Source organism: Rhodococcus sp. P4_E4, assembly GCF_056401575.1.
Map to the genome: position 1 here is coordinate 199,734 of NZ_JBFUJB010000011.1, position 18,699 is coordinate 218,432.

Genomic DNA, 18,699 nt, shown 5'->3' on the forward strand with positions numbered 1-18,699 from the left:
GCCGTGTCCGGTTTCGGTATCCAGTGTTTCCGAATCGGAATTTCTCTTGCCCTTTATGGAACATTCGTGTTCCATAAATTCATGCTTGAATCCGACGCTTCTCAGCCCGCACCGAAATGGAGCAATCTCCGCGTCCTCTCGGAGTTCGCTCGACCGCATCTGCCGTCGCTCCTCCTCGGGTTGGTACTGGCGCTGTGCGGCTCGGCGGCGACGCTGGCAACGCCGATGGTCACCAAGTGGGTTCTCGACACCCTCGATACCGGTGCGTCACTGAAGGGACCGATCCTCACGCTCGTCGTCCTTCTGATCGTCGGTGCTGTGCTCGGTTGTGCTCAGTGGATCGTTCTCGGAACCGCCGCCGAGAAGGTTGTCTTCGACGCCAGGTCTTCGCTGGTGAGGCGATTCCTGGCGGCGACCGTACCTTCGCTGCAATCGCGATCCGTGGGTGAATTGGTCACCCGGGTCACGTCGGACACCTTGCTGCTGCGGGAGGCGGCGTCGTCGGCCGCGGTGAATATTCTGAACGCAGCCGCGTTGACCATCGGAACGATTGTTCTGATGGGCGTTCTGGATCTGCCGTTGTTGGGTGTCACCATGGTGGCAATCGTGTTCGCCTCCATACTCTTTGCCGTTCTGATGCCTCGGATTTCCGCAGCCGAAGCGCGAACCCAGGAATCGCTCGGTCAGCTCGGCGGCGTTCTCGAGGGTGGCTTGCGTGCGATCCGGACGGTCAAGGTTTCCCTTGCCGAGGATCGAGTCGGCGCTCTGGTGACGACCAATGCGTCCGATGCGAAAAAGCATGCGATCACGGCGGTTCGAGTGTCGGCAACCGCGTGGACTGTCGCGTGGACCGCCATTCAGGGATCGATCATTGCCATCCTGGGCTTCGGTGCCTGGCGAGTCGCCGACGGCGAAATGGCAGTCTCGACGCTCATCGCGTTTCTGCTCTACGCCTTCACCCTGATGGGGCCGGTGTCGGAGCTGGCGCAGAACGTGACTTCCGTTCAGTCGGGAATCGCGGCAGCTATCCGGATTCGCGAGATGCAGTCGTTGCCCACCGAGCAGTACGAGGAGGTCGTGGACGTGGTCGCGAAAACAAATGCTGCCGCGCCGCTGATCGAGTTGCGCGACGTCACCGTGAGTTACCACGGATCGAACCAGCCGGCGTTGCGCGATGTCTCGCTGGTCATTCCGACGCGTGGGCACATGGCCATCGTCGGCCCGTCGGGTGCCGGAAAGACGACCTTGCTCTCGACTGTGCTGCGATTTGTCGAACCGCGATCGGGTGAGGTTCTCCTGCATGGAGTCGGTTACGACGCGCTCGATCACCGCGCTGTGCGCGAGAGTCTCGCGTACGTGGAGCAAGAGACGCCGGTGGTGCCCGGAACGATTCGGGAGAACGTCGTCTTCAGCCATCCCGACGCGACGGACGAAGAAGTCCAGGCCGTTCTGCGTTTGCTCCGACTCGACGACGCGATCGAGGCCCTGCCGAACGGACTCGACACCGCTCTGACGGCCACCTCGCTGTCGGGCGGCCAACGTCAGCGGATCGCGATGGCACGCGCAGTTCTGCGACCGAGTGCTTTGCTTCTGCTCGACGAAGCCACTGCCCAGGTCGACACACTCACCGAAGCCGCGATTGTCGACGCGATCAACGAACGTGCACGTACCGGGGCCGTGGTGACCATCGCTCACCGGCTCTCAACGGTGCGTGACGCCGACTGGATCGTGGTCATGGAAGACGGTCGGATCCGCAACATCGGCAACCATGACGAGCTCATGGACAAGGACGATCTGTACCGCGACATGGTGGTTGCCGGCCGGCTCGATCAGGGCGAGGCGATGCTCGAAGATTGTTGACCCGGCGCATCGGCATGTGCGAGAGTGCTGTTACCGAGCGATCGCTCGGTCGGGATGTTCTTTCGGAGGTGGCTGGTGGCAATCGATCTGACGTACGCGCCCGAGGTGGTGGCGCTGATCGAGAAGACGCGCGACTTCACGCGCAACGTAGTGCTCCCCATCGAAGACGAACACGCCGGTGACATCGCCGTCGCGGGTGGCGATGCCATCCGCATCGAGATGCAGGCGGCAGCAAAAGAAGCCGGTGTCTTCGCACCGCATGCACCGATCGAGTACGGCGGCCACGGACTCAACATGAGTGATCGCGCGCCTGTCTTCGAGGAAGCCGGCTACTCGCTCTTCGGGCCGACGGCGCTCAACATCGCTGCGCCGGACGAGGGCAATGTTCACATGCTGGCCCACGTCGCGAACGAAGCACAGAAGCAGCAGTTCCTCGCGCCGCTCGCAAGCGGGGACATGCGGTCGGCATTCGCCATGACCGAACCCGCGCCGGGAGCGGGATCCGATCCCTCGGCTTTGAACACCCGCGCCGAGAAAGTCCCCGGTGGCTGGAAGATCAACGGTAAGAAATGGTTCATCACCGGCGCCGACGGCGCCGGATTCTTCATCATCATGGCGCGCACCTCCGGCGAGCCCGGGCAGCGCGGCGGAGCGACCATGTTCCTGACGCCGACGGACACAGCGGGTCTCATCGTGGGTCGACACATCGACACCCTCGATAAGGCCATGATCGGCGGGCACTGCGAGGTCACGTTCGAGGATCTCTTCGTTCCCGACGAGGCCGTTCTCGGTGAGGTCGATCAGGGTTTCGCTTACGCGCAGGTTCGTCTCGGTCCCGCCCGGATGACGCACGTGATGCGCTGGCTCGGTGCAGCGCGCCGCGGCCACGACGTCGCCGTGGCCAGGGTTGCCGAACGAGAAGGCTTCGGCTCGAAACTCGGTGATCTCGGAATGATCCAGAAGATGGTCGCCGACAACGAGATCGACATCGCAGCCAGTCGCGCACTTCTGGTGCAGGCCTGCTTCGAACTCGATCAGGGCGGGCACGCGAGCAACGCGACGTCCATCGCCAAGACCTACGCGGCCGAGGCGATCTTCCGGATCGTCGACCGCTCCATTCAGATGTGTGGCGGAATGGGCGTGTCCGGCGATCTGCCGCTGGCACGGTTGTCCCGCGAAGTGCGTCCCTTCCGCGTTTACGACGGTCCGTCCGAGGTTCATCGCTGGGCAATTGCGAAACGTGTTGTCGGCGCTGCGAAGCGCGCTGCTCGGGAGGAGTCGAAGTGACGGACTTCCCAGGACTCGATCTCGTGGCGCTCCACAAGTATCTGCAAGCCGCAGGCGTCGAGGTGAGCGGTGAGTTGCGAGCCGAACTGATTTCAGGCGGCAAATCCAATCTCACCTACGGAATCTTCGACGACAACTCGAAGTGGATTCTGCGTCGTCCACCCACGGCCGGCCTCACGCCGTCGGCGCACGACGTTGCGCGCGAGTTCCGAATCACCTCGGCGTTGCAGAACACCGCCGTGCCGGTCGCCCCGACCGTCGTGCTGTGCGAGGACGCCTCGGTGATGGGTGCGTCGTTCACGGTGGTCGAGTTCGTCACCGGTCAAGTGATCCGGACCAAAACCGAGTTGGAAGCTGTTCCGGCAGAGCTGGTCACGCAGTGCACCGACGAGTTGGTGCGTGTTCTCGCTGCCCTGCACGACGTCGACTACAACGCAGTGGGTCTCGGCGAACTCGGCCGACCCGATGGTTACGTAGCCCGTCAGGTGAAGTTGTGGGCCGGTCAATGGTCACGCGTCAAGACCGAGGACTCGGCCGATGTGGACAGGTTGGCGTCGAGCCTCGCGGAATTGATTCCGGCTGAATCGGCTTCGTCGATCGTGCACGGCGACTACCGGATCGACAACACGATTCTCGCGGCGAACGACGTCACCAAGGTTGCCGCAGTGGTGGACTGGGAACTGTCGACGCTGGGTGATCCGCTGGCGGACATCGCGATGATGTGCGTCTATCGGCATCCCGCGCTGGATCTGGTTCTGGGTGAGCCTGCTGCGTGGACGAGCCCGTCGCTACCGTCCGTTGTCGATCTGGCGCAACGGTATTCGTCCGTTTCGGGTCGTGAATTGGCGCATTGGAACTTCTACATGGCGCTCGGGTTCTTCAAACTCGCCGTCGTGGCGCAGGGCATCGATCACCGATTCCGAGCAGGAGCCACCGTCGGCGGGGGATTCGACAAGGCTGGATCTTCTGTGCCGGAACTGATCTCGGCCGGACTCAACGCACTGCAAGGGAAATTCGAATGACTCGATCAGCACTGGTCACCGGCGCCTCCAAGGGAATCGGGCTCGGCATCGCAACACGCTTGGCTTCGCAAGGGTACGGGCTGACCATCACGGCGCGTGATGCCGAACGGCTCGCCGTTGTCGCCGAAGAACTTACGCGCGCCGGATCGCCGGACGTCGTCGTCTCGGCCGGCGACATGGCGGACGAGAACTTCGCCGCAGCACTCGTAGCCACGCACGGCGAGCGATTCGGCTCCATGCGAGCCCTCGTCCTCAACGCCGGAGTGGGAACCAGTGGGCGAGTGGCGGATTACCCGATGCGCCGTTTCGACAAGACCGTCGCCGTCAATCTCCGGACACCGTTCGCACTATTGCAAGCGTCGCTGCCGCTCCTGCGTACAGCGGCGGACGCGGACCTCGCCGGCGGAGCAAAGGTGATCGCTCTCGCCTCGATGGCCGGCGTCTACGCCGAGAGCGGTCTGGCCGTCTACGGAGCCACCAAAGCTGCACTCATTTCGATGGTCGAAGCACTCAACGCCGAGGAATCCGGAAACGGAGTGAGCGCGACGGCCATTGCTCCCGGTTACGTCGACACGGACATGTCGGCGTGGACGCACGATCGGATCACACCCGAGACCATGATCAAGGTCGACGACATCGTGGAGTTGGTGGACGGACTGCTCAAGCTCTCGTCTCGAGCAGTGGTTCCGAAGGTCGTCATGACGCGTGCTGGGACCAACGGCTACTCCGCCTGAAATTTCAATCCAGCTTGGCTTCGCCCCGCTTGCGGAAAAAGTGGAAGCCGGGCACTCCGACGATCGCCTGACGCAGGTCCTTTACCACTCCGAGGAGTTCGTGGATCTCGGGCGAGACGGAGTCCAAGGTTCCGAGGATGGGCAGCACCGCGGTCACGCGGTCGGTGAGCTCCGGCAGTTGGTCGATCAGTTTGATCGCGGCGCTGACCTCCGCCTCGGACAGGTCGTCGGCGAATCTGGCCGCCAGCGGCGCGAGCTGCAACGCAATGGGCTCGTAGATCTCGAGGAGTTGTCCCGCGATGTCCGAGGTCTGTTCGACGGCCTCGACCAGCGTCTCAGCTCGAACGGTCACGGCGGCGGCTCCGATCACGACGCGGTCGGCGTTGTCGGCGATCTGGTTGATGCGTGCCACCAACCTCTCGACCGAGAAGAGGAGCGCCTCGAGTCGAGCGGGCAGGGTGACCGCAAAAGCGACCGTGGACAGGGACCAGTGCACCACGTCGCCGACGGAGCGGACGACGGTGGAGCTGCCGGGCAAAACTAGAGCCATCCCTCGATACTGCCTGATGTGACGTCAAAGTACAGGTAAATCTCACATTCACGAGGCCAGCGGCGTCTTCGAGGTGTCGGTGCCGGCGCGGACAATCAATTCACCCGCTGCCTGCTGCACCGCGCAACCTGGAAGGATCGAGACATGACGGCTATCCGTACGCACACCGTGATCGACTCGCCGATCGGGGCGTTGACGCTGGTAGCAGCAGGTGACGACCTCTGCGGGCTGTACATGGCGGAGCATCGCCACAAGCCGGACGAGTCCACGTTCGGTGATCGTTCCGCGGCGGTCTTCGGTGAAGTCGAATCGCAGCTCACCGAGTACTTCGAGGGTGATCGCACGGAGTTCTCCGTGCCGCTGGCGCCCGTGGGTACCGAGTTCCAGAAGCGGGTGTGGGATACCTTGCGAACGATCCCGTACGGCGAAACCTGGACATACATGGAGCTCGCGCAAACTTTGGGTAACCCGCTTGCGATCCGTGCCGCAGCCGCGGCAAACGGCAAGAATCCGATCAGCATCATCGTTCCCTGCCATCGTGTGGTCGGTAGCGACGGAAGTCTGACCGGTTTCGCCGGCGGCCTCGAACGCAAGCGGTTCCTGCTCGACCGCGAGCACGGCGGCGAATCGGATGTCCTCTTCTGATGCGCTCGGCTCACAATTCGGTGATCGGGAACGTCTACCGATCGTGAGACTCAAACCGTTCGAAGACGTCGTGACCGAATACGGTGCAGTGGTCCTCCGTGTCTGCCGCGCGGTGGTCGGTCCCGTCGACGCCGAGGACGCGTGGTCCGAGACGTTCATCGCAGCGATGCGGGCATATCCGGATCTGAATCCGGACGCGAACATCGAAGCCTGGCTGGTGACCATCGCGCACCGCAAGGCAATCGACATCACCCGAGTGCGCGCCCGCGTGGCCGTGCCGACAGACGAGGTTCCGGAGTTGCCGACGCGAATCGGCGTACCCGGAACGTGGGATCACGAACTCTGGGACGCACTCGAACAGCTACCGCTCAAACAACGTGCGGCAGTCGCCTATCACTTTCTGGGTGGGCTGCCGTACGCAGAGATCGCGGACATCCTCGGCAACACCCCGGCGGCCGCCAGACGCGCGGGTGCCGACGGTATCGCCACACTACGAAGAACCTACTTGTCCGCTACCGCTGCGGAAGGGAGTCACTCATGAGTAACGATGTGTTCGAGGCGCTTCCAGCCGTTGACGCTGACGCCATGATCCGCCTACGGGCGCGCCTGGCTGCTCAGGCGTCCGAAGCTGAATTGATCGACGTGGCATATCGAACCGTCGATTCGCCGGTCGGAAAGCTACTGCTGGCGGCGACCGATGCCGGCCTGGTGCGGGTTGCCTTTGCCGTCGAAGGGCACGACCTCGTTCTGGAACGTTTGGCGGACACCGTCAGCCCCCGTGTGCTTCATTACCCGCGCAGGCTGGACACTGTCGCTCGCGAGTTGGACGAGTACTTTGCCGGTGCGCGTCGAGAATTCGATCTGCGCTTGGACTTCCAACTCGCGAAGGGGTTCCGACGCGAAGTGTTGCGTCATCTCCCCGAGATCGAATACGGCCACACTGCAAGCTATTCGGTGGTCGCAGCAGCGTCGGGAAGCCCGCGTGCGGTGCGTGCCGTCGGGACCGCATGCGCAAAGAATCCGCTGCCGTTGGTGGTCCCGTGTCACCGGGTGGTGCGCAGCGACGGCAGCCTCGGGCAGTACGCCGGCGGCCCCGAACTGAAAGCGATTCTGCTGGATCTGGAAGCCGGCCGGTGAGCGCAGTGACGCTGCGCTTTCAGGCGCCCTATGCAGTCGAACCGCTCACCGGTGCCTTGCGGGCTCACTGCGTCGCAGGCCTCGAGCGTCACGACGACGGTGTTCACACCAGAGTCATACCGTTGCCTTCCGGCCCGGTAGTTGTGTCGGTGTCGTGGACAGACGACGGTGTCGTCGTGGATTCCGATGTGCCGGCGGAGGATTCCGCAGTGCTGGAGGTGATCGTGCGTCGTTGGCTCGACCTCGACGCCGATCACACTGCTGTCGAAGCAGCGTTCGGTAGCGACGAGTTGTTGGCCCCACTCGTTGCCGCCCGTCCAGGATTGCGGGTGCTCGGCTCGGTGGACGGTTTCGAGACCGCAGTGCTCACCGTTCTGGGGCAACAGGTTTCGCTCGCCGCAGCGAGGACGTTCGGTGGTCGTTTTGTCAGCGCATTCGGAGCGCCGGTGGAAGGGGAGTTTCTTGCCTTCCCTGATCCGGACGCGGTTGCAGCGCAATCGCCGGAGGACATACAGAAAGCCGTCGGATTGACCACAGCGCGCGCAAGAACAGTGCACACGTTGGCAACTGTGGCAGCGAACGGTCTCGATCTCTCCTGGGATGCGGATCCTGTCCAATTTCGACAAGAGTTGTTGGCGCTACCGGGAATCGGACCGTGGACCGCTGACTATCTCACTGTTCGAATTCTCGGTGATCGCGACGCCTTCGTACCCGACGATTTGGTGTTGAAGCGAGCGTTGGGGGTCTCGTCGGGCAAAGAAGCCGCAGCGTTGTCCGAGCGCTGGCGACCCTGGCGAGCGTACGCACTCTTTCATCTGTGGACCAAGGAAGCGTTTCTGTAGTGGTCAATCTTTCGCGCGGGCCAGTTCGGACGGCCACCATATACGTTTCCCGATGTCGTGAGAGAGCGCAGGCACCAGGACACTGCGCACGATGATCGTATCGAGCAGCACACCGAAGGCCACGGCAAATCCGATCTCGGCGAGGAAGACCAGCGGCAGGATGCCCAGTACGGCAAATGTTGCGGCCAAGACGATTCCGGCTGAGGTGATCACACCCCCGGTGACCGCAAGACCGCGCAGGACACCTGCGCGGGTGCCGAATTCTCCGGTCTCCTCTCGCACACGGGTCATCAGGAAGATGTTGTAGTCGATACCCAGAGCGACCAGGAACACGAAGGCGAACAGTGGGAACGATTGATCCGCCCCGGCGAACCCGAATACGTGTGTGAAGAAGAATCCGCTCACACCGAGCGTCGCCGCGAAGGAAAGCACCACGGTGACAATGAGAATCACCGGGATCAGCAGAGCACGGAGCAAAGCGGCCAAGACCAGGAAGATCACCACCAACACGATCGGGATGATCAGGTTTCTGTCGCGGACCGAGGCCGCCTGGACATCGAGGGTGGTGGCCGTGCTGCCGCCGACGAGCGCGTCGGCGCCGGGCACGTCGTGGACGGCAGTCCGCAGTCGCTTGACAGTTTCGAGTGCCTGCGGCGAATCGTAAGAGTCGGCGAGGGTTGCATTGATCATGGTTCGGCCGTCGATCGGTGCAACGGTGAAAGCCGCAGGGGCGCAACCCGCAGCGGCGGCTTGTGCGACGGCAGCGGGGTTTGTCTTGATCAGCTCGCTGACCTTTGCGACGTCCACCTGGGTGCAGACGGCGCCGGGATCCTGCGAGATACCTTCGACGCCGCTGGCTGCTTTGATGACGGCGTCGGCCTGGTCGGCGTTTGCGGTGATCACGGCCGGTGCGCCGGCTCCGGGATCGAACTTCGAGTCGTAGAGTTCCTGTCCGACAACAGCGTCCGGACGATTGGTGAAGCTTTCGGTGGATGTCAGGCCATCGGTTTTGAGACTGCCGATCCCGGCCGCGAACAGGATGATCAACAAGACTGTGGCGCCGATCCACAGTGGGCGGTCCTTGCTGCCGACGGCCTCGGCGATCTTGCCCCACATCCCGTGCGTCGTAAGGTCTGCGGCGTGATCGACCTTGGGCTTGCGCGGCCAGAAGACCCACCGTCCGGTGGCGGCCAGAGCGACCGGCATGAACGTCATCATCACCAGATAGGTGCAGGCGATCCCGATGGCGGCGACGGGTCCGAGGCTCTTGTTGGAGTTGAGTTGAGAGAACGTCAGGCAGAGCAGACCGAGAATCACGGTGACAGCCGAAGCGGTGATGGCCGGCGCAGACTCGCGCCAGGCCTTGATCATCGCGTCGAAGCGGTTGGGATACGTGTGCAGTTCTTCGCGATAGCGAGAGATCAAGAGTAGGGCGTAGTCGGTACCGGCACCGATCACCAACACGAAAAGGATGCCTTGAGATTGTCCGGTCAGAGTGAGTAATTCGGCTTTCGCGAGGAAATAGATCACCATCGACGACAAGCCGATGGCGAGGAGCGCGGAGAACAGCGGGAAGAACCACAACACCGGCGATCGGTACACGACAAGCAGGATGAGGATCACGACCAGGAGTGCCGCGCCAAGGAGCGCTCCGTCCAGACCGGCAAAGGCGTCGATGAACGCAACGAGTAGCCCACCTGGCCCGGCTGGGAGTACCTCGACATCACCAGCTGCTTGTTTTGCTGCGTCGATGACGTTCTGCTCGGTGGTCGCCAGGACATCGCCTGCCACGGATGTGTCTCCGTCTTTGGCGACGAGTGGCACGAAGATCGACGCAGTTGTGCCGTCGGCGGAGTACTGAGTGGGTTGCATTCCGTCGGCGTCTACTCCGGAGATGCCGGCAATAGCGCCGTAGGCCGAGTTGATTGCAGATTTGTCCGCCTCGGTGAGGGCCGAATCTCGATGGAACAGAACAAAACCAGGGATCGTCTCGACCGCGAGGAAGTTCGCGGATTGATTGCTGACGATCGTCGATTCTGCGGAACTCGGCAGGTACGAGGCGTTGTCGTTCTTCTGAACCTCGGCGAGTTTGCCTTGGAACGAACCGCCGAATCCGCCTGCGACGAAGGCAAAGATTGCAAGCGCGATCACGGTGAAGATCGGCAGTCGACGGCGTTTGACCGTTCCGCGCTCGTTCCGTTCTGCATCAGTTGTATCCAGCTTGGTCATGGTTCTCCTCGAACGCAGTCGACCAGCACCAACAAAGCAACGTTTTCCAGTAGAACACGCAATACGGGCGCGGTGGAACCACTTGGAGTGGAATTGACGACGCTACGAAGTGCCTTTGCCGTAAGTCTCGCGGGCTGCGACGTCCATGGGAAAACGAACGACTGTGTCGCCGAACAACAATCGAGTTGCCGAAGCCGCAGCGGCCAGCACGTGGGCGGCACCTGACTCGGGGTTTCGGGTATGCACGACTACCTCGTCGTGCTGGAAGAAGACCAACTCGCCGTCCGGATCTTCTGCGAGGCGGCGCCTGAGGTCGGCCAGGAGGCACAGCGCCCACTCGGACGCAGTGGCCTGCACGACGAAGTTGCGCGTGAAACGACCGCGGGCGTGAGCGTCGCCGTGGGAGTAGAAGTCGGGAGACGGTGGGGGACAGGCCCGACCGAGCAGTGACTTCACCACCTCGCCGCGCTCACCTGCCTTGGCAGCTTGCTCGACGTACTCGACGGCGACCGGGAATCGCTTCCGCAACAAGATGAGCAGTGCTTTGGCTTCACCCGCCGTCGCCCCGTACAGGACTCCGAGGATTGCGACCTTGGCTTTTGCGCGATCCCCGCCGAAGGCTTCTGCACCGACAAGTGCGTACAGATCGTCGTCGCCGGCGGCAGCCATCATGCGGCGGTCGCCGGACATGGCGGCCAGAATTCGGGGTTCGAGCTGACCGGCGTCGGCGACGACGAACACGTGGCCCGGATCTGCGACGACGCTCGAGCGCATGGTCTTAGGAATCTGGAGGGCCCCGCCGCCCCGGCTCGCCCACCTGCCGGACACGACACCACCGGGAACGTAGATCGGGCGGAATCGATCGCCCCGCACCCAACTGTCCATCCACTGCCAACCGTTGGTGCTGTACAGCTTGGCGAGTTCGCGGTGACGTAGGAGCAGCGGCACAGCCGGATGATCGATTTCCTGCAGAAACCACTTGCGCGTCGACGGTAGTTCGATGCCCTGACGCCCGAACGCCTCGGTGATCTCCACCGAAGACGAAGGATTGACGGTGAGCCCGAAGACCTCACTGATCTGTGCGGCAAGTTCCTGCATACGAGCGGGGAGGTCGTATCCCGTCGGCCGCGGCCCCAGCCGTTCTTCGAGGAGTTCGCGGTGCTTCTGCGTCGAGAACGGCAGGCCCGTGTGCGTCATCTCGGCGGCGCTGAGAGCGCCGGCCGATTCTGCTGCGATCAACAAGTCCAGTCGAGCATCCGTGCCGATGGTTGCGCGCTGATCGGCGAATTCGGTGGCGACGGCGAGAGGATCGAGAACGGGTGCAGTGTCGAAGAGTCCGAGTCGATCGTCGCCGAACTCCTCGGCAGGTGGTGACGGTTTGCCGACGCGCATTCCGAGTATCGCGCGGGTCAGGGAGATGTCGTGGCACCGCTGAACCCGTACGCCTGCCCGCAGTAGCGGTGGGTACACGGTCGCCGTACTCGGCCACACCCACCGCGGGTGCTCGGCTTCCTCGATGGTGCGCACCGCTGCGATCAGGTCGGGGTATTCGACGGGATCGGCGAGCGGCGTTCCACCGGGGTCGGTCCGTAGGACAGTTGCCGTCACAGCTCCCGTGGACGTCGTACTACCGGGGACCAGGACAACTCGCACGACATCAGTGTGACGGCAGGGTCCGACACGCCATCGCTCGGCGCTGCTCAGGCCCCGACGAACCGGATGTGCTGACCCGGACGGGCTTGGCCGAGTCGGTCGATATCTGCGTCCGCGACCACTCCGACCACCGGATACCCGCCGGTGATCGGGTGATCGGTGAGGAACACGACAGGTTGGCCGCTGGGTGGGACCTGGATCGATCCGAGCGCTACGCCTTCGGTGGGGAGTTCGGCGTCATTCGTTCGTTGCAGCAGTTCGTCGGTGCCGACACGATCGAGTCGCGCCCCGATTCGGTCCGAGTCGGTCGAGACCGCCCACTGCCCCCGCAGGAGCGATTCGGGGTTGGTGAATCGATCTGCGCGCGGCCCGAATACGACTCGAATGTCGAGAGTCTCGTTTGTCATCGGTGGAACTGGTGCAAGGTCGACGAGCGAGAACGCGGTCGGCGAAGGCCCGATCGGGAGAACAACCTTGGGCTCGAGAGGCGCCGGACCTATCCCGGACATGGTGTCGGTGCTGCGCGATCCCAGGATCTCGGGAACCACAATGCCGCCTCGGACGGTCAGATACGTCCGCAGGCCACTCGGTGCGTAGTCGAGGCGGACGGTCTGACCGACGTCGAGAGCGATCACGCTCGAATGCCCGACCGGAATGCCGTCGCGGTAGGCCTGTGCGGGCGCCCCGGTGAACGCGATCGTTGCCTGTTGCTGCGCTCGAATGCTCAATCCGCCCAGGAGGACCTCGACGCCTGCCGCGCTCTCGTCGTTGCCGACGAGCCGGTTGCCGAGTTTGAGCGATCGCCTGTCCGCAGCACCGGAAACCCCGACGCCCGAGCGAAGGTGTCCGGTCCGTCCGAGGTCCTGGATCAAGCTCAGCGGCCCGGTGTCGAGTATCTCCAGACCGCTCATCGGTCGTCCTCGTTCACGAAGCGCACGCGGCACCCGGGCTGAACGGCGGCCGGTGGTGTGGCGTTCAGATCCCACATCACGGCGTCGGTGCTCCCGATGATCTGCCAGCCACCCGGCGATGCCCGCGGGTAGATCGCGCTGTATCCAGCGGCCAGGGCGACGGAACCGGCTGGCACTGCGGTTCGCGACTGAGTTCGACGTGGAACGTCGAGCCGAGTGTCGACTGAAGTCAGGTAGGCGAAGCCGGGTGCGAATCCGATGAAGGCGCAACGCCACATCGCCCCGGTATGGGCCGCAACCACCTCGGAACGGCTCATTCCGAGTGACTGTGCGACGTCGTCGAGGTCGGGCCCGTCGTACCTGACGGCGATGGTGAGTGCATCCGTCTCGGAATGCTCGTCTGTGGTCGCGGCAGAATTGGTTTGCTCGAGATCGTTCAAACACTTCCGGACGTACGTGAGATCTGCGGCCGGGGTGCACGTGACCAGGACCGTGCGAGCTGCGGGGAGGAAGTCTTCGACCCCGACCGGGGTGTTACGCGTCAGTGCTTCGGTGAACGCGAGAACGTCAGCTTCGGAATCGAGGTCTACGAGAAATGCGCGTTCTCCCGCGGGAAGTATGCGAGTCACAGGGAGGGCTCCCGATCGATTCGAGTCCGCTCCACGTCCGCTCGCATCGCCACGATGAAACTCGCGATGGTAGCTCGCTCGGCCGCGGTGTAATTCCCGACGGTGCTCGCAGCCCGTGAAATGAGGGGGCCGAAGAAGCTCTCGCCCAGAGTGACCGCCGATGGTGTGACCTGCAAGAGCACCCGTCGACGGTCCGCCGAATCTCGCTCCCGAGCTACGTGCCCCGCTTTGACCATCCGGTCGACCAGTGCAGTCACCGACGCAGAGTTGATCCCGAGCTGTGAGCCCAACCAACCAGGCGTCGCCGGTGTGTCCGAGCGCTCGGCATCCAGAAGGCAGATCAGTGCGCGGACGTCGGTCGAGTGCATTTTGTACTTGTTCGCAAAGCCGGAAACCGCCACGTTCAAGTCGACGGTCAGTGCGCGAAGCGAGTGGACGATCGCCATTGCTTCGTCTTCTGCATCGCCGACGCTCATGGATGCCTCCAGCCCTGGTGTGTTGTCTCTCGATTGTCTACTATCTCGATAGTCGAGAGAAAATGGGGGTGGGGAATGGACTTCAATCGCGCATACGACGCCGTACTGACCAAATGGCCGCAAAAACCGCTGGGTGTGGATCTCGCAGGCCGGTTCGGCCGAACGCATGTGAACGTCTGTGGACCTGAAGACTCGCGGCCGTTGATCCTTCTGCCCGGGGGAGGTGCCACTTCGACGGTGTGGTTCGACAACGTTGCGGCGCTGTCGAAATCCCGGCGTGTTTTTGCCGTCGACACCCTGGGCGATGCCGGACTCAGCATTCCCAATGGTGATCCGATGAAGTCCGTCGACGATCTGATCGAGTGGATGGACTCGATAGTCGATTGCACCGGCGCCGACACCGTCGATGTGGTCGGACATTCCTACGGCGCAATGATTGCGTTGGCCTTTGCGCTGCATCGACCGGATCGTGTCGGGAAACTTGTTCTGCTCGATCCTAATTCGAGTTTCGCCGGCATGAAGGCGGGCTACCTTCTGCGTGCGCTTCCGCTGTTGCTGTCCCCGTCGCGAGCACGCCGAAAGCGACTGTTGGAGTGGGAGACAGGTGAGTTGAGTATCGACTCCGACTGGCTGTCTCTTGTGGAAGTGGGCACTTCGGATCTACCGCGACCCGATCTCGTAGTGCCTCAACGTCCTTCGAAAGAGGACTTGAGCGCACTGGATGTCGAGTTGCTGGTGGTCCTCGCGCAGGACGGACGGGTGCATGATGCGGAAACGGTGTCGAGGTCGGTGCGGGAGAGGATTCCCGCAGCACGTGTCGAGGTGCTGAAAGATGCTTCACATCACAGTATTCCGATGGTTCCCGCCGATGAACTCAACCGAGTGCTCGTCGACTTCTTGGAGGGCTAGCGGATCAGGGTGCGACGACGCACCCCGGACCGATCGGGGTGGCCGGATTGACATCGACCGTTGTGACCGGCCCGCCCGCTGACGTCTGGTAGGCCATCAGAGAATGTTCGCCGGGTGTGGTCGGAGTCCACAGCGTGACGGCGTGGCCGAGTACAACCGGCAAGGTGAAATAGGGATTGACGGTGTCCCAGATCAATTCCTGCGGGAACATGGTCGACGCCCGGTTCAGGTCGACAATCGAGACGTTCGACTCGTCCAACGCTGCTGTCCTGGCAACCACCAGATACGTGCAGCCCGCCCCGTACGGTGTTGTCGGCCCGCTGCTGAGACCCGGAAGGATCGTGACGTCTACTACGTCCGCGGAAGCTGACGTCGCGGAACAGATGGCGGCGCTCGCGCTGATGGCGGCGGCGATCACGGTAGTGCGAGCGATTCGTGAAAGTGTCATACCAGCAGGTCGGTTTCATCTGGATGGGTGTTACAGGCAGACTGATCGGATGCGTGCACTTCATCTTCTTCTGGCCGGCTTCGGATTCCTGCTGGGGTTCCTGATTATTGTTGTCTCCGGCCTGATCGAGTTGGCGTCCGTCGCCTCCCGAACCGATTTCGCCTTTGTCGGTGACTCCGCCGTGTCGGTTGGTGTTTCCAACGAGGCGATCTACACCGCGATCGCTGCTCCACTGGTGGGTGCGCTGTTGGGCTGGCTGTCAGCTGTCATCGCGACGAGGTTCGGGTGGAGCCTCACTCGTGGGAGTGTCACTCCGGCAAGCGAGTGACCAGGGCATTGCTCTTGCTGGTCCGTGGGATATGAGGAAAGGCCCCGACCTCAACAGAGATCAGGGCCTTCCTTTGTATTGCGCTACTTTTGCACCGCGCTACTTCTTGGAGACGCGGAGCAGCTTCTTGTTCACGAACTCGTCCATTCCCCACGGACCGAGCTCGCGGCCGACTCCGGAGCGCTTGACTCCGCCGAAGGGCAGACCGGGCAACGTCGTTCCGTGCTCGTTGACAAACGCCATTCCCACGTCGAGATCGGCAGCGACCGACCGGGCGGAATCGAGATCGCTGCTCCAGACAGACCCGCTCAGACCGTAGACCGACGAATTGGCAAGTTCCACAGCCTCGCTGGCCGACTTGACCTTGTAGACGACGCCGGCAGGTCCGAATAGTTCTTCGCTGTAAGCCCGCATGTCCTGGGTCACGTCTGCGAGCAACGTCGGCTGAACGTAGGCGCCCGGGCCGTCGATCTTCTTCCCACCGGTGAGCAGCGTTGCTCCCTTGGACACAGCGTCGTCGATCTGCTCGATCAGAGTGTCTGCCGCGCTCTGTGAGGACAGCGGGCCCAGGACGGTGGATTCGTCCAACGGGTCACCGGCAGAAACGGATTCGAAGGACGTCGCCAATTTGCGGGTGAAGTCGTCGTAGAAATCTTCGGTGACGATGAAACGCTTGGCCGCATTGCAGGCCTGGCCGGCATTGGACAGACGCGCCTTGGTTGCGGACTTGACGGTGGCATCCATGTCGTCGGAATCGAGGACGATGAACACGTCCGATCCGCCGAGTTCGAGGACGACCTTCTTGAGATTGCGTCCCGCAGTTTCGGCGACGCTGGTGCCGGCGCGTTCGCTGCCAGTCAGTGACACGCCTTGAACTCGTGGATCGGCGATCATGTCCGCGATCTGCTCGTTGGTCGCGAAGACGTTGACGTAGGCGTCGTCCGGCAATCCGGCTTGTCGCAAGATCTCTTCCATCAGCAGGGCCGACTGCGGACAGTTGGACGCGTGCTTGAGAATGATCGTGTTGCCCAGCATGAGATTCGGTGCCGCGAAGCGGGCGACCTGGTAGTACGGGAAGTTCCACGGCATGACGCCGATCAGGGCACCGATCGGTCGCCGGTACACAACCGACTCCTCGGCCCCGGGAACGTCGAGCCGTTCTTCCTCGAGCAACGCCGGACCGTGGTCTGCGTACCACTGATAGATCGCGGCCGAGAGTTGTACTTCGCCCTTGGCCTCGCGGACCGGCTTACCCATCTCCAACGAGATCATTCGGGCCAGTTCGTCCGCCCGCTCTGTGTACAGTTCGGCGGTCTTGCTCAGGACTGCCGCACGTTGCTGTGGCGCACTGTTGCGCCAGGTCAAGTAGCCGCGATGCGTGTTCGCAAGTGCGGCTTCAACTCCGGCGTCATCCAAAGTATCGAATTCCCTGACGGTTTCACCTGTCGCGGGATTGACTGTTTTGTAATTAGCCATAGTTGTACAACGTGCGGAAGGGGGTCGAAGATTCCCGAAACGCGCAATCACATTGAATCGGCCCAACAGGTTTCGATCAAATCCCGGCTGGGTACCATCTCACGCCACCTTGGGGCGATGGGTGCGTTCGTAGCCCTTGCGGTCGTAGAAACGGGTGGTCACGATGCCGAGTACGACGCCGATCAGTAGACCCACCAAGGTCATCCAGACGGCATGCAGCAGCCCTGCCTCACCGCGTGCGCCGAAGAACAGGATCGATCGCGTACCCATGTAGATCTGGTGCATCGGCTCGAATTGCGCCAGCCAGGCATACAACCTGGGGCTGGCTTCGAGGGGGATGGTGCCACCGGACGAAGGCAGCGCGAGGATGACGAACACGAACAGGTTGATCAACATGCCCAACGAGCCGAATGCGGCCATCACCGACATCGCCGTGATGCCGACTGCAGTGATGACCAGCGCGCCGTACTCCCACAATGCAAGCCCGTGAGTGACCGGCATTCCGAGGGCGCGACTGATCCACTGGAACAACGCGGAGACTATGCCGGACAACACGATCATGAACGCCCATTTGACGAGCAGCGTCCGAAACCTGTTGATACCCACAACGTCGTTCTGAACGAAGAGCGGACCGAATTCGGTAGGCGCATATCCGAGCATGCCGTCCACCAAGGAATTGACCACGGTTGCTCCGGTGAATCCCGCAAGGACCAACAGCAGCGCGAAATAGAATGCAACCAAACCGAATCCGGTGCCGTCGGGAAGCGGATCGTGGGCCACCGTGAGTACGTTCACCGGATTTTCGAGCAGCAGGCGGCTCGCTCCTGAGATCTGGGTTCCGGTGCCTCCCGCTTCCAACTGCTGGGTGACCAGGGTGGTGAGTTGCTCGCCCATGTTCTTGTTGACCGAGGCGAGGGCTGTAGTTCCGATCGACTGGACCAGAGATGCGGAGACGGAACCTGCACGTGGATTGGTGTAGATCGTGATGATCGGTTGCTCTACGTCACCGGCGACGACGCTGGCCTCCGCCAGGATGATCGTCCTCTTCGTGAAATCACTGGGAATCACGATCGCGCCGTACAGCGTGCCGGAGTTCAACCGAGATTGGGCTTCGCCGATACCGATCTGCTGCAGGTCGATCTTCTGGTGGTCGATTCCGTTTTCGAGGCCGGCGACGATGTCGTTTCCGAAATTCTTGCGGTCGGCGGGGTCGCCGCCGGGGAGGGTGTCGCCTTCGTCCTGGTTGACCAGGGCGATCGGGAACTGGTCCAGGTGTTTCTTGGGGTCGAGTATTCCGCCCATGTACAGCGCTGCCAGCGCCGACATCAAGAGGGTGACCACTATCAACGGCGTCAACCAGAATCGTGGTGTGTGCATGACGGTGCGGGCAGACGGCTCCGTGTTCTTGCTCATCGTCAGTCGACCGGCTTTCTTTCGCGCGGAGTTCCTCGGGCTGAGCGTAAACGCAAAGGTGCGCCGGGGCAGTCTTTCGATCTGCCCACGGCGCTGGAGACCTGCCCGGCCGGCGGCGGGTCAGTTTGCCGGCAGTCTCATCCGAAAAGG

19 protein-coding genes are annotated in these 18,699 nt (G+C 62.6%); 10 read left to right on the forward strand and 9 right to left on the reverse strand.

What is annotated here, in order from left to right:
* Window positions 1-81 precede the first annotated feature (81 nt).
* From AC1DVN_RS14405 to AC1DVN_RS14420, 4 genes are all read left to right on the forward strand, one after another.
* Window positions 82-1,860, forward strand: coding sequence for an ABC transporter ATP-binding protein (locus AC1DVN_RS14405; protein ID WP_477993949.1), 1,779 nt, complete (start codon window positions 82-84; stop codon window positions 1,858-1,860).
* Window positions 1,861-1,935: 75 nt separating this feature from the next.
* Window positions 1,936-3,147: an acyl-CoA dehydrogenase family protein gene (locus tag AC1DVN_RS14410; protein WP_020970898.1), complete on the forward strand. Its 1,212-nt coding sequence runs from the start codon at window positions 1,936-1,938 to the stop codon at window positions 3,145-3,147.
* Window positions 3,144-4,169, forward strand: a complete 1,026-nt coding sequence (locus tag AC1DVN_RS14415) for a phosphotransferase family protein (RefSeq protein ID WP_046379354.1) — start codon at window positions 3,144-3,146, stop codon at window positions 4,167-4,169. Before AC1DVN_RS14410 ends, AC1DVN_RS14415 begins: the two co-directional genes overlap by 4 nt.
* A complete protein-coding gene (locus tag AC1DVN_RS14420; RefSeq protein ID WP_020970896.1) occupies window positions 4,166-4,903 on the forward strand; it encodes an SDR family NAD(P)-dependent oxidoreductase in 738 nt (245 codons plus the stop codon). The genes AC1DVN_RS14415 and AC1DVN_RS14420 overlap by 4 nt, the downstream gene beginning before the upstream one ends.
* A 4-nt stretch (window positions 4,904-4,907) precedes the next feature.
* Here AC1DVN_RS14420 and AC1DVN_RS14425 read toward each other — a convergent pair whose 3' ends face one another.
* Complete coding sequence (locus AC1DVN_RS14425; protein WP_095973117.1) at window positions 4,908-5,453, reverse strand: ribulose 1,5-bisphosphate carboxylase large subunit; 546 nt, start codon at window positions 5,451-5,453, stop codon at window positions 4,908-4,910.
* A 144-nt stretch (window positions 5,454-5,597) separates the two neighbouring features.
* Between AC1DVN_RS14425 and AC1DVN_RS14430 the strand changes: the two genes are divergently transcribed.
* From AC1DVN_RS14430 to AC1DVN_RS14445, 4 genes are read left to right on the forward strand one after another with little or no spacing between them, the layout of a single operon-like run.
* A complete protein-coding gene (locus AC1DVN_RS14430) occupies window positions 5,598-6,098 on the forward strand; it encodes a methylated-DNA--[protein]-cysteine S-methyltransferase (RefSeq protein WP_019745441.1) in 501 nt (166 codons plus the stop codon).
* Window positions 6,085-6,639, forward strand: a complete 555-nt coding sequence (locus AC1DVN_RS14435; protein WP_020909250.1) for an RNA polymerase sigma factor — start codon at window positions 6,085-6,087, stop codon at window positions 6,637-6,639. The genes AC1DVN_RS14430 and AC1DVN_RS14435 overlap by 14 nt, the downstream gene beginning before the upstream one ends.
* On the forward strand, window positions 6,636-7,235 hold the full coding sequence (locus AC1DVN_RS14440) for a methylated-DNA--[protein]-cysteine S-methyltransferase (RefSeq protein WP_046379350.1): 600 nt from the start codon (window positions 6,636-6,638) through the stop codon (window positions 7,233-7,235). The genes AC1DVN_RS14435 and AC1DVN_RS14440 overlap by 4 nt, the downstream gene beginning before the upstream one ends.
* A complete protein-coding gene (locus AC1DVN_RS14445) occupies window positions 7,232-8,077 on the forward strand; it encodes a DNA-3-methyladenine glycosylase family protein (protein WP_477993950.1) in 846 nt (281 codons plus the stop codon). The genes AC1DVN_RS14440 and AC1DVN_RS14445 overlap by 4 nt, the downstream gene beginning before the upstream one ends.
* 3 nt (window positions 8,078-8,080) lie before the next feature.
* Here AC1DVN_RS14445 and AC1DVN_RS14450 read toward each other — a convergent pair whose 3' ends face one another.
* From AC1DVN_RS14450 to AC1DVN_RS14470, 5 genes are all read right to left on the reverse strand, one after another.
* Window positions 8,081-10,306, reverse strand: coding sequence for an MMPL family transporter (locus tag AC1DVN_RS14450; RefSeq protein WP_046379348.1), 2,226 nt, complete (start codon window positions 10,304-10,306; stop codon window positions 8,081-8,083).
* Between the two features lie 102 nt (window positions 10,307-10,408).
* Window positions 10,409-11,959, reverse strand: a complete 1,551-nt coding sequence (locus AC1DVN_RS14455) for a bifunctional 3'-5' exonuclease/DNA polymerase (RefSeq protein WP_477993951.1) — start codon at window positions 11,957-11,959, stop codon at window positions 10,409-10,411.
* Between the two features lie 47 nt (window positions 11,960-12,006).
* A complete protein-coding gene (locus tag AC1DVN_RS14460) occupies window positions 12,007-12,870 on the reverse strand; it encodes a 5-oxoprolinase subunit C family protein (RefSeq protein ID WP_477993952.1) in 864 nt (287 codons plus the stop codon).
* Complete coding sequence (locus tag AC1DVN_RS14465) at window positions 12,867-13,499, reverse strand: 5-oxoprolinase subunit B family protein (protein WP_080909908.1); 633 nt, start codon at window positions 13,497-13,499, stop codon at window positions 12,867-12,869. Before AC1DVN_RS14465 ends, AC1DVN_RS14460 begins: the two co-directional genes overlap by 4 nt.
* Window positions 13,496-13,975 (reverse strand): MarR family winged helix-turn-helix transcriptional regulator, encoded by a 480-nt coding sequence (locus tag AC1DVN_RS14470; protein ID WP_019745433.1) that lies wholly within the window; start codon window positions 13,973-13,975, stop codon window positions 13,496-13,498. Before AC1DVN_RS14470 ends, AC1DVN_RS14465 begins: the two co-directional genes overlap by 4 nt.
* A 75-nt stretch (window positions 13,976-14,050) precedes the next feature.
* On the opposite strand from AC1DVN_RS14470, the gene AC1DVN_RS14475 reads away from it, so the two are divergent.
* Complete coding sequence (locus AC1DVN_RS14475) at window positions 14,051-14,884, forward strand: alpha/beta fold hydrolase (RefSeq protein ID WP_020970888.1); 834 nt, start codon at window positions 14,051-14,053, stop codon at window positions 14,882-14,884.
* Window positions 14,885-14,888: 4 nt separating this feature from the next.
* Here the strand turns inward: AC1DVN_RS14475 and AC1DVN_RS14480 are convergent, their stop codons facing one another.
* Window positions 14,889-15,332, reverse strand: a complete 444-nt coding sequence (locus AC1DVN_RS14480) for a hypothetical protein (protein ID WP_477993953.1) — start codon at window positions 15,330-15,332, stop codon at window positions 14,889-14,891.
* Window positions 15,333-15,381: 49 nt separating this feature from the next.
* Here AC1DVN_RS14480 and AC1DVN_RS14485 point away from each other — a divergent pair, with 49 nt between their 5' ends.
* Window positions 15,382-15,660, forward strand: coding sequence for a hypothetical protein (locus AC1DVN_RS14485; protein WP_020970886.1), 279 nt, complete (start codon window positions 15,382-15,384; stop codon window positions 15,658-15,660).
* A gap of 99 nt (window positions 15,661-15,759) precedes the next feature.
* Here AC1DVN_RS14485 and AC1DVN_RS14490 read toward each other — a convergent pair whose 3' ends face one another.
* Both AC1DVN_RS14490 and AC1DVN_RS14495 read right to left on the reverse strand, forming a co-directional pair.
* Window positions 15,760-17,136, reverse strand: a complete 1,377-nt coding sequence (locus tag AC1DVN_RS14490) for an NAD-dependent succinate-semialdehyde dehydrogenase (RefSeq protein ID WP_477993954.1) — start codon at window positions 17,134-17,136, stop codon at window positions 15,760-15,762.
* 99 nt (window positions 17,137-17,235) lie between these two features.
* The gene (locus AC1DVN_RS14495) at window positions 17,236-18,549 is read right to left on the reverse strand and encodes a YhgE/Pip domain-containing protein (RefSeq protein ID WP_477993955.1); all 1,314 of its coding nucleotides are present in this window, start codon (window positions 18,547-18,549) and stop codon (window positions 17,236-17,238) included.
* Between the last annotated feature and the right edge of the window lie 150 nt (window positions 18,550-18,699).

Bases quoted from the DNA above. Each gene is read 5' to 3' on its own strand.
- AC1DVN_RS14420 (WP_020970896.1), top strand. From the start codon at position 4,166: ATGACTCGATCAGCACTGGTCACCGGCGCCTCCAAGGGAATCGGGCTC.
- AC1DVN_RS14425 (WP_095973117.1), bottom strand. From the start codon at position 5,453: ATGGCTCTAGTTTTGCCCGGCAGCTCCACCGTCGTCCGCTCCGTCGGC.
- AC1DVN_RS14450 (WP_046379348.1), bottom strand. From the start codon at position 10,306: ATGACCAAGCTGGATACAACTGATGCAGAACGGAACGAGCGCGGAACG.
- AC1DVN_RS14460 (WP_477993952.1), bottom strand. From the start codon at position 12,870: ATGAGCGGTCTGGAGATACTCGACACCGGGCCGCTGAGCTTGATCCAG.
- AC1DVN_RS14405 (WP_477993949.1), top strand. From the start codon at position 82: ATGCTTGAATCCGACGCTTCTCAGCCCGCACCGAAATGGAGCAATCTC.
- AC1DVN_RS14495 (WP_477993955.1), bottom strand. From the start codon at position 18,549: ATGAGCAAGAACACGGAGCCGTCTGCCCGCACCGTCATGCACACACCA.
- AC1DVN_RS14440 (WP_046379350.1), top strand. From the start codon at position 6,636: ATGAGTAACGATGTGTTCGAGGCGCTTCCAGCCGTTGACGCTGACGCC.
- AC1DVN_RS14485 (WP_020970886.1), top strand. From the start codon at position 15,382: ATGCGTGCACTTCATCTTCTTCTGGCCGGCTTCGGATTCCTGCTGGGG.
- AC1DVN_RS14475 (WP_020970888.1), top strand. From the start codon at position 14,051: ATGGACTTCAATCGCGCATACGACGCCGTACTGACCAAATGGCCGCAA.
- AC1DVN_RS14435 (WP_020909250.1), top strand. From the start codon at position 6,085: ATGTCCTCTTCTGATGCGCTCGGCTCACAATTCGGTGATCGGGAACGT.
- AC1DVN_RS14430 (WP_019745441.1), top strand. From the start codon at position 5,598: ATGACGGCTATCCGTACGCACACCGTGATCGACTCGCCGATCGGGGCG.
- AC1DVN_RS14490 (WP_477993954.1), bottom strand. From the start codon at position 17,136: ATGGCTAATTACAAAACAGTCAATCCCGCGACAGGTGAAACCGTCAGG.
- AC1DVN_RS14470 (WP_019745433.1), bottom strand. From the start codon at position 13,975: ATGAGCGTCGGCGATGCAGAAGACGAAGCAATGGCGATCGTCCACTCG.
- AC1DVN_RS14480 (WP_477993953.1), bottom strand. From the start codon at position 15,332: ATGACACTTTCACGAATCGCTCGCACTACCGTGATCGCCGCCGCCATC.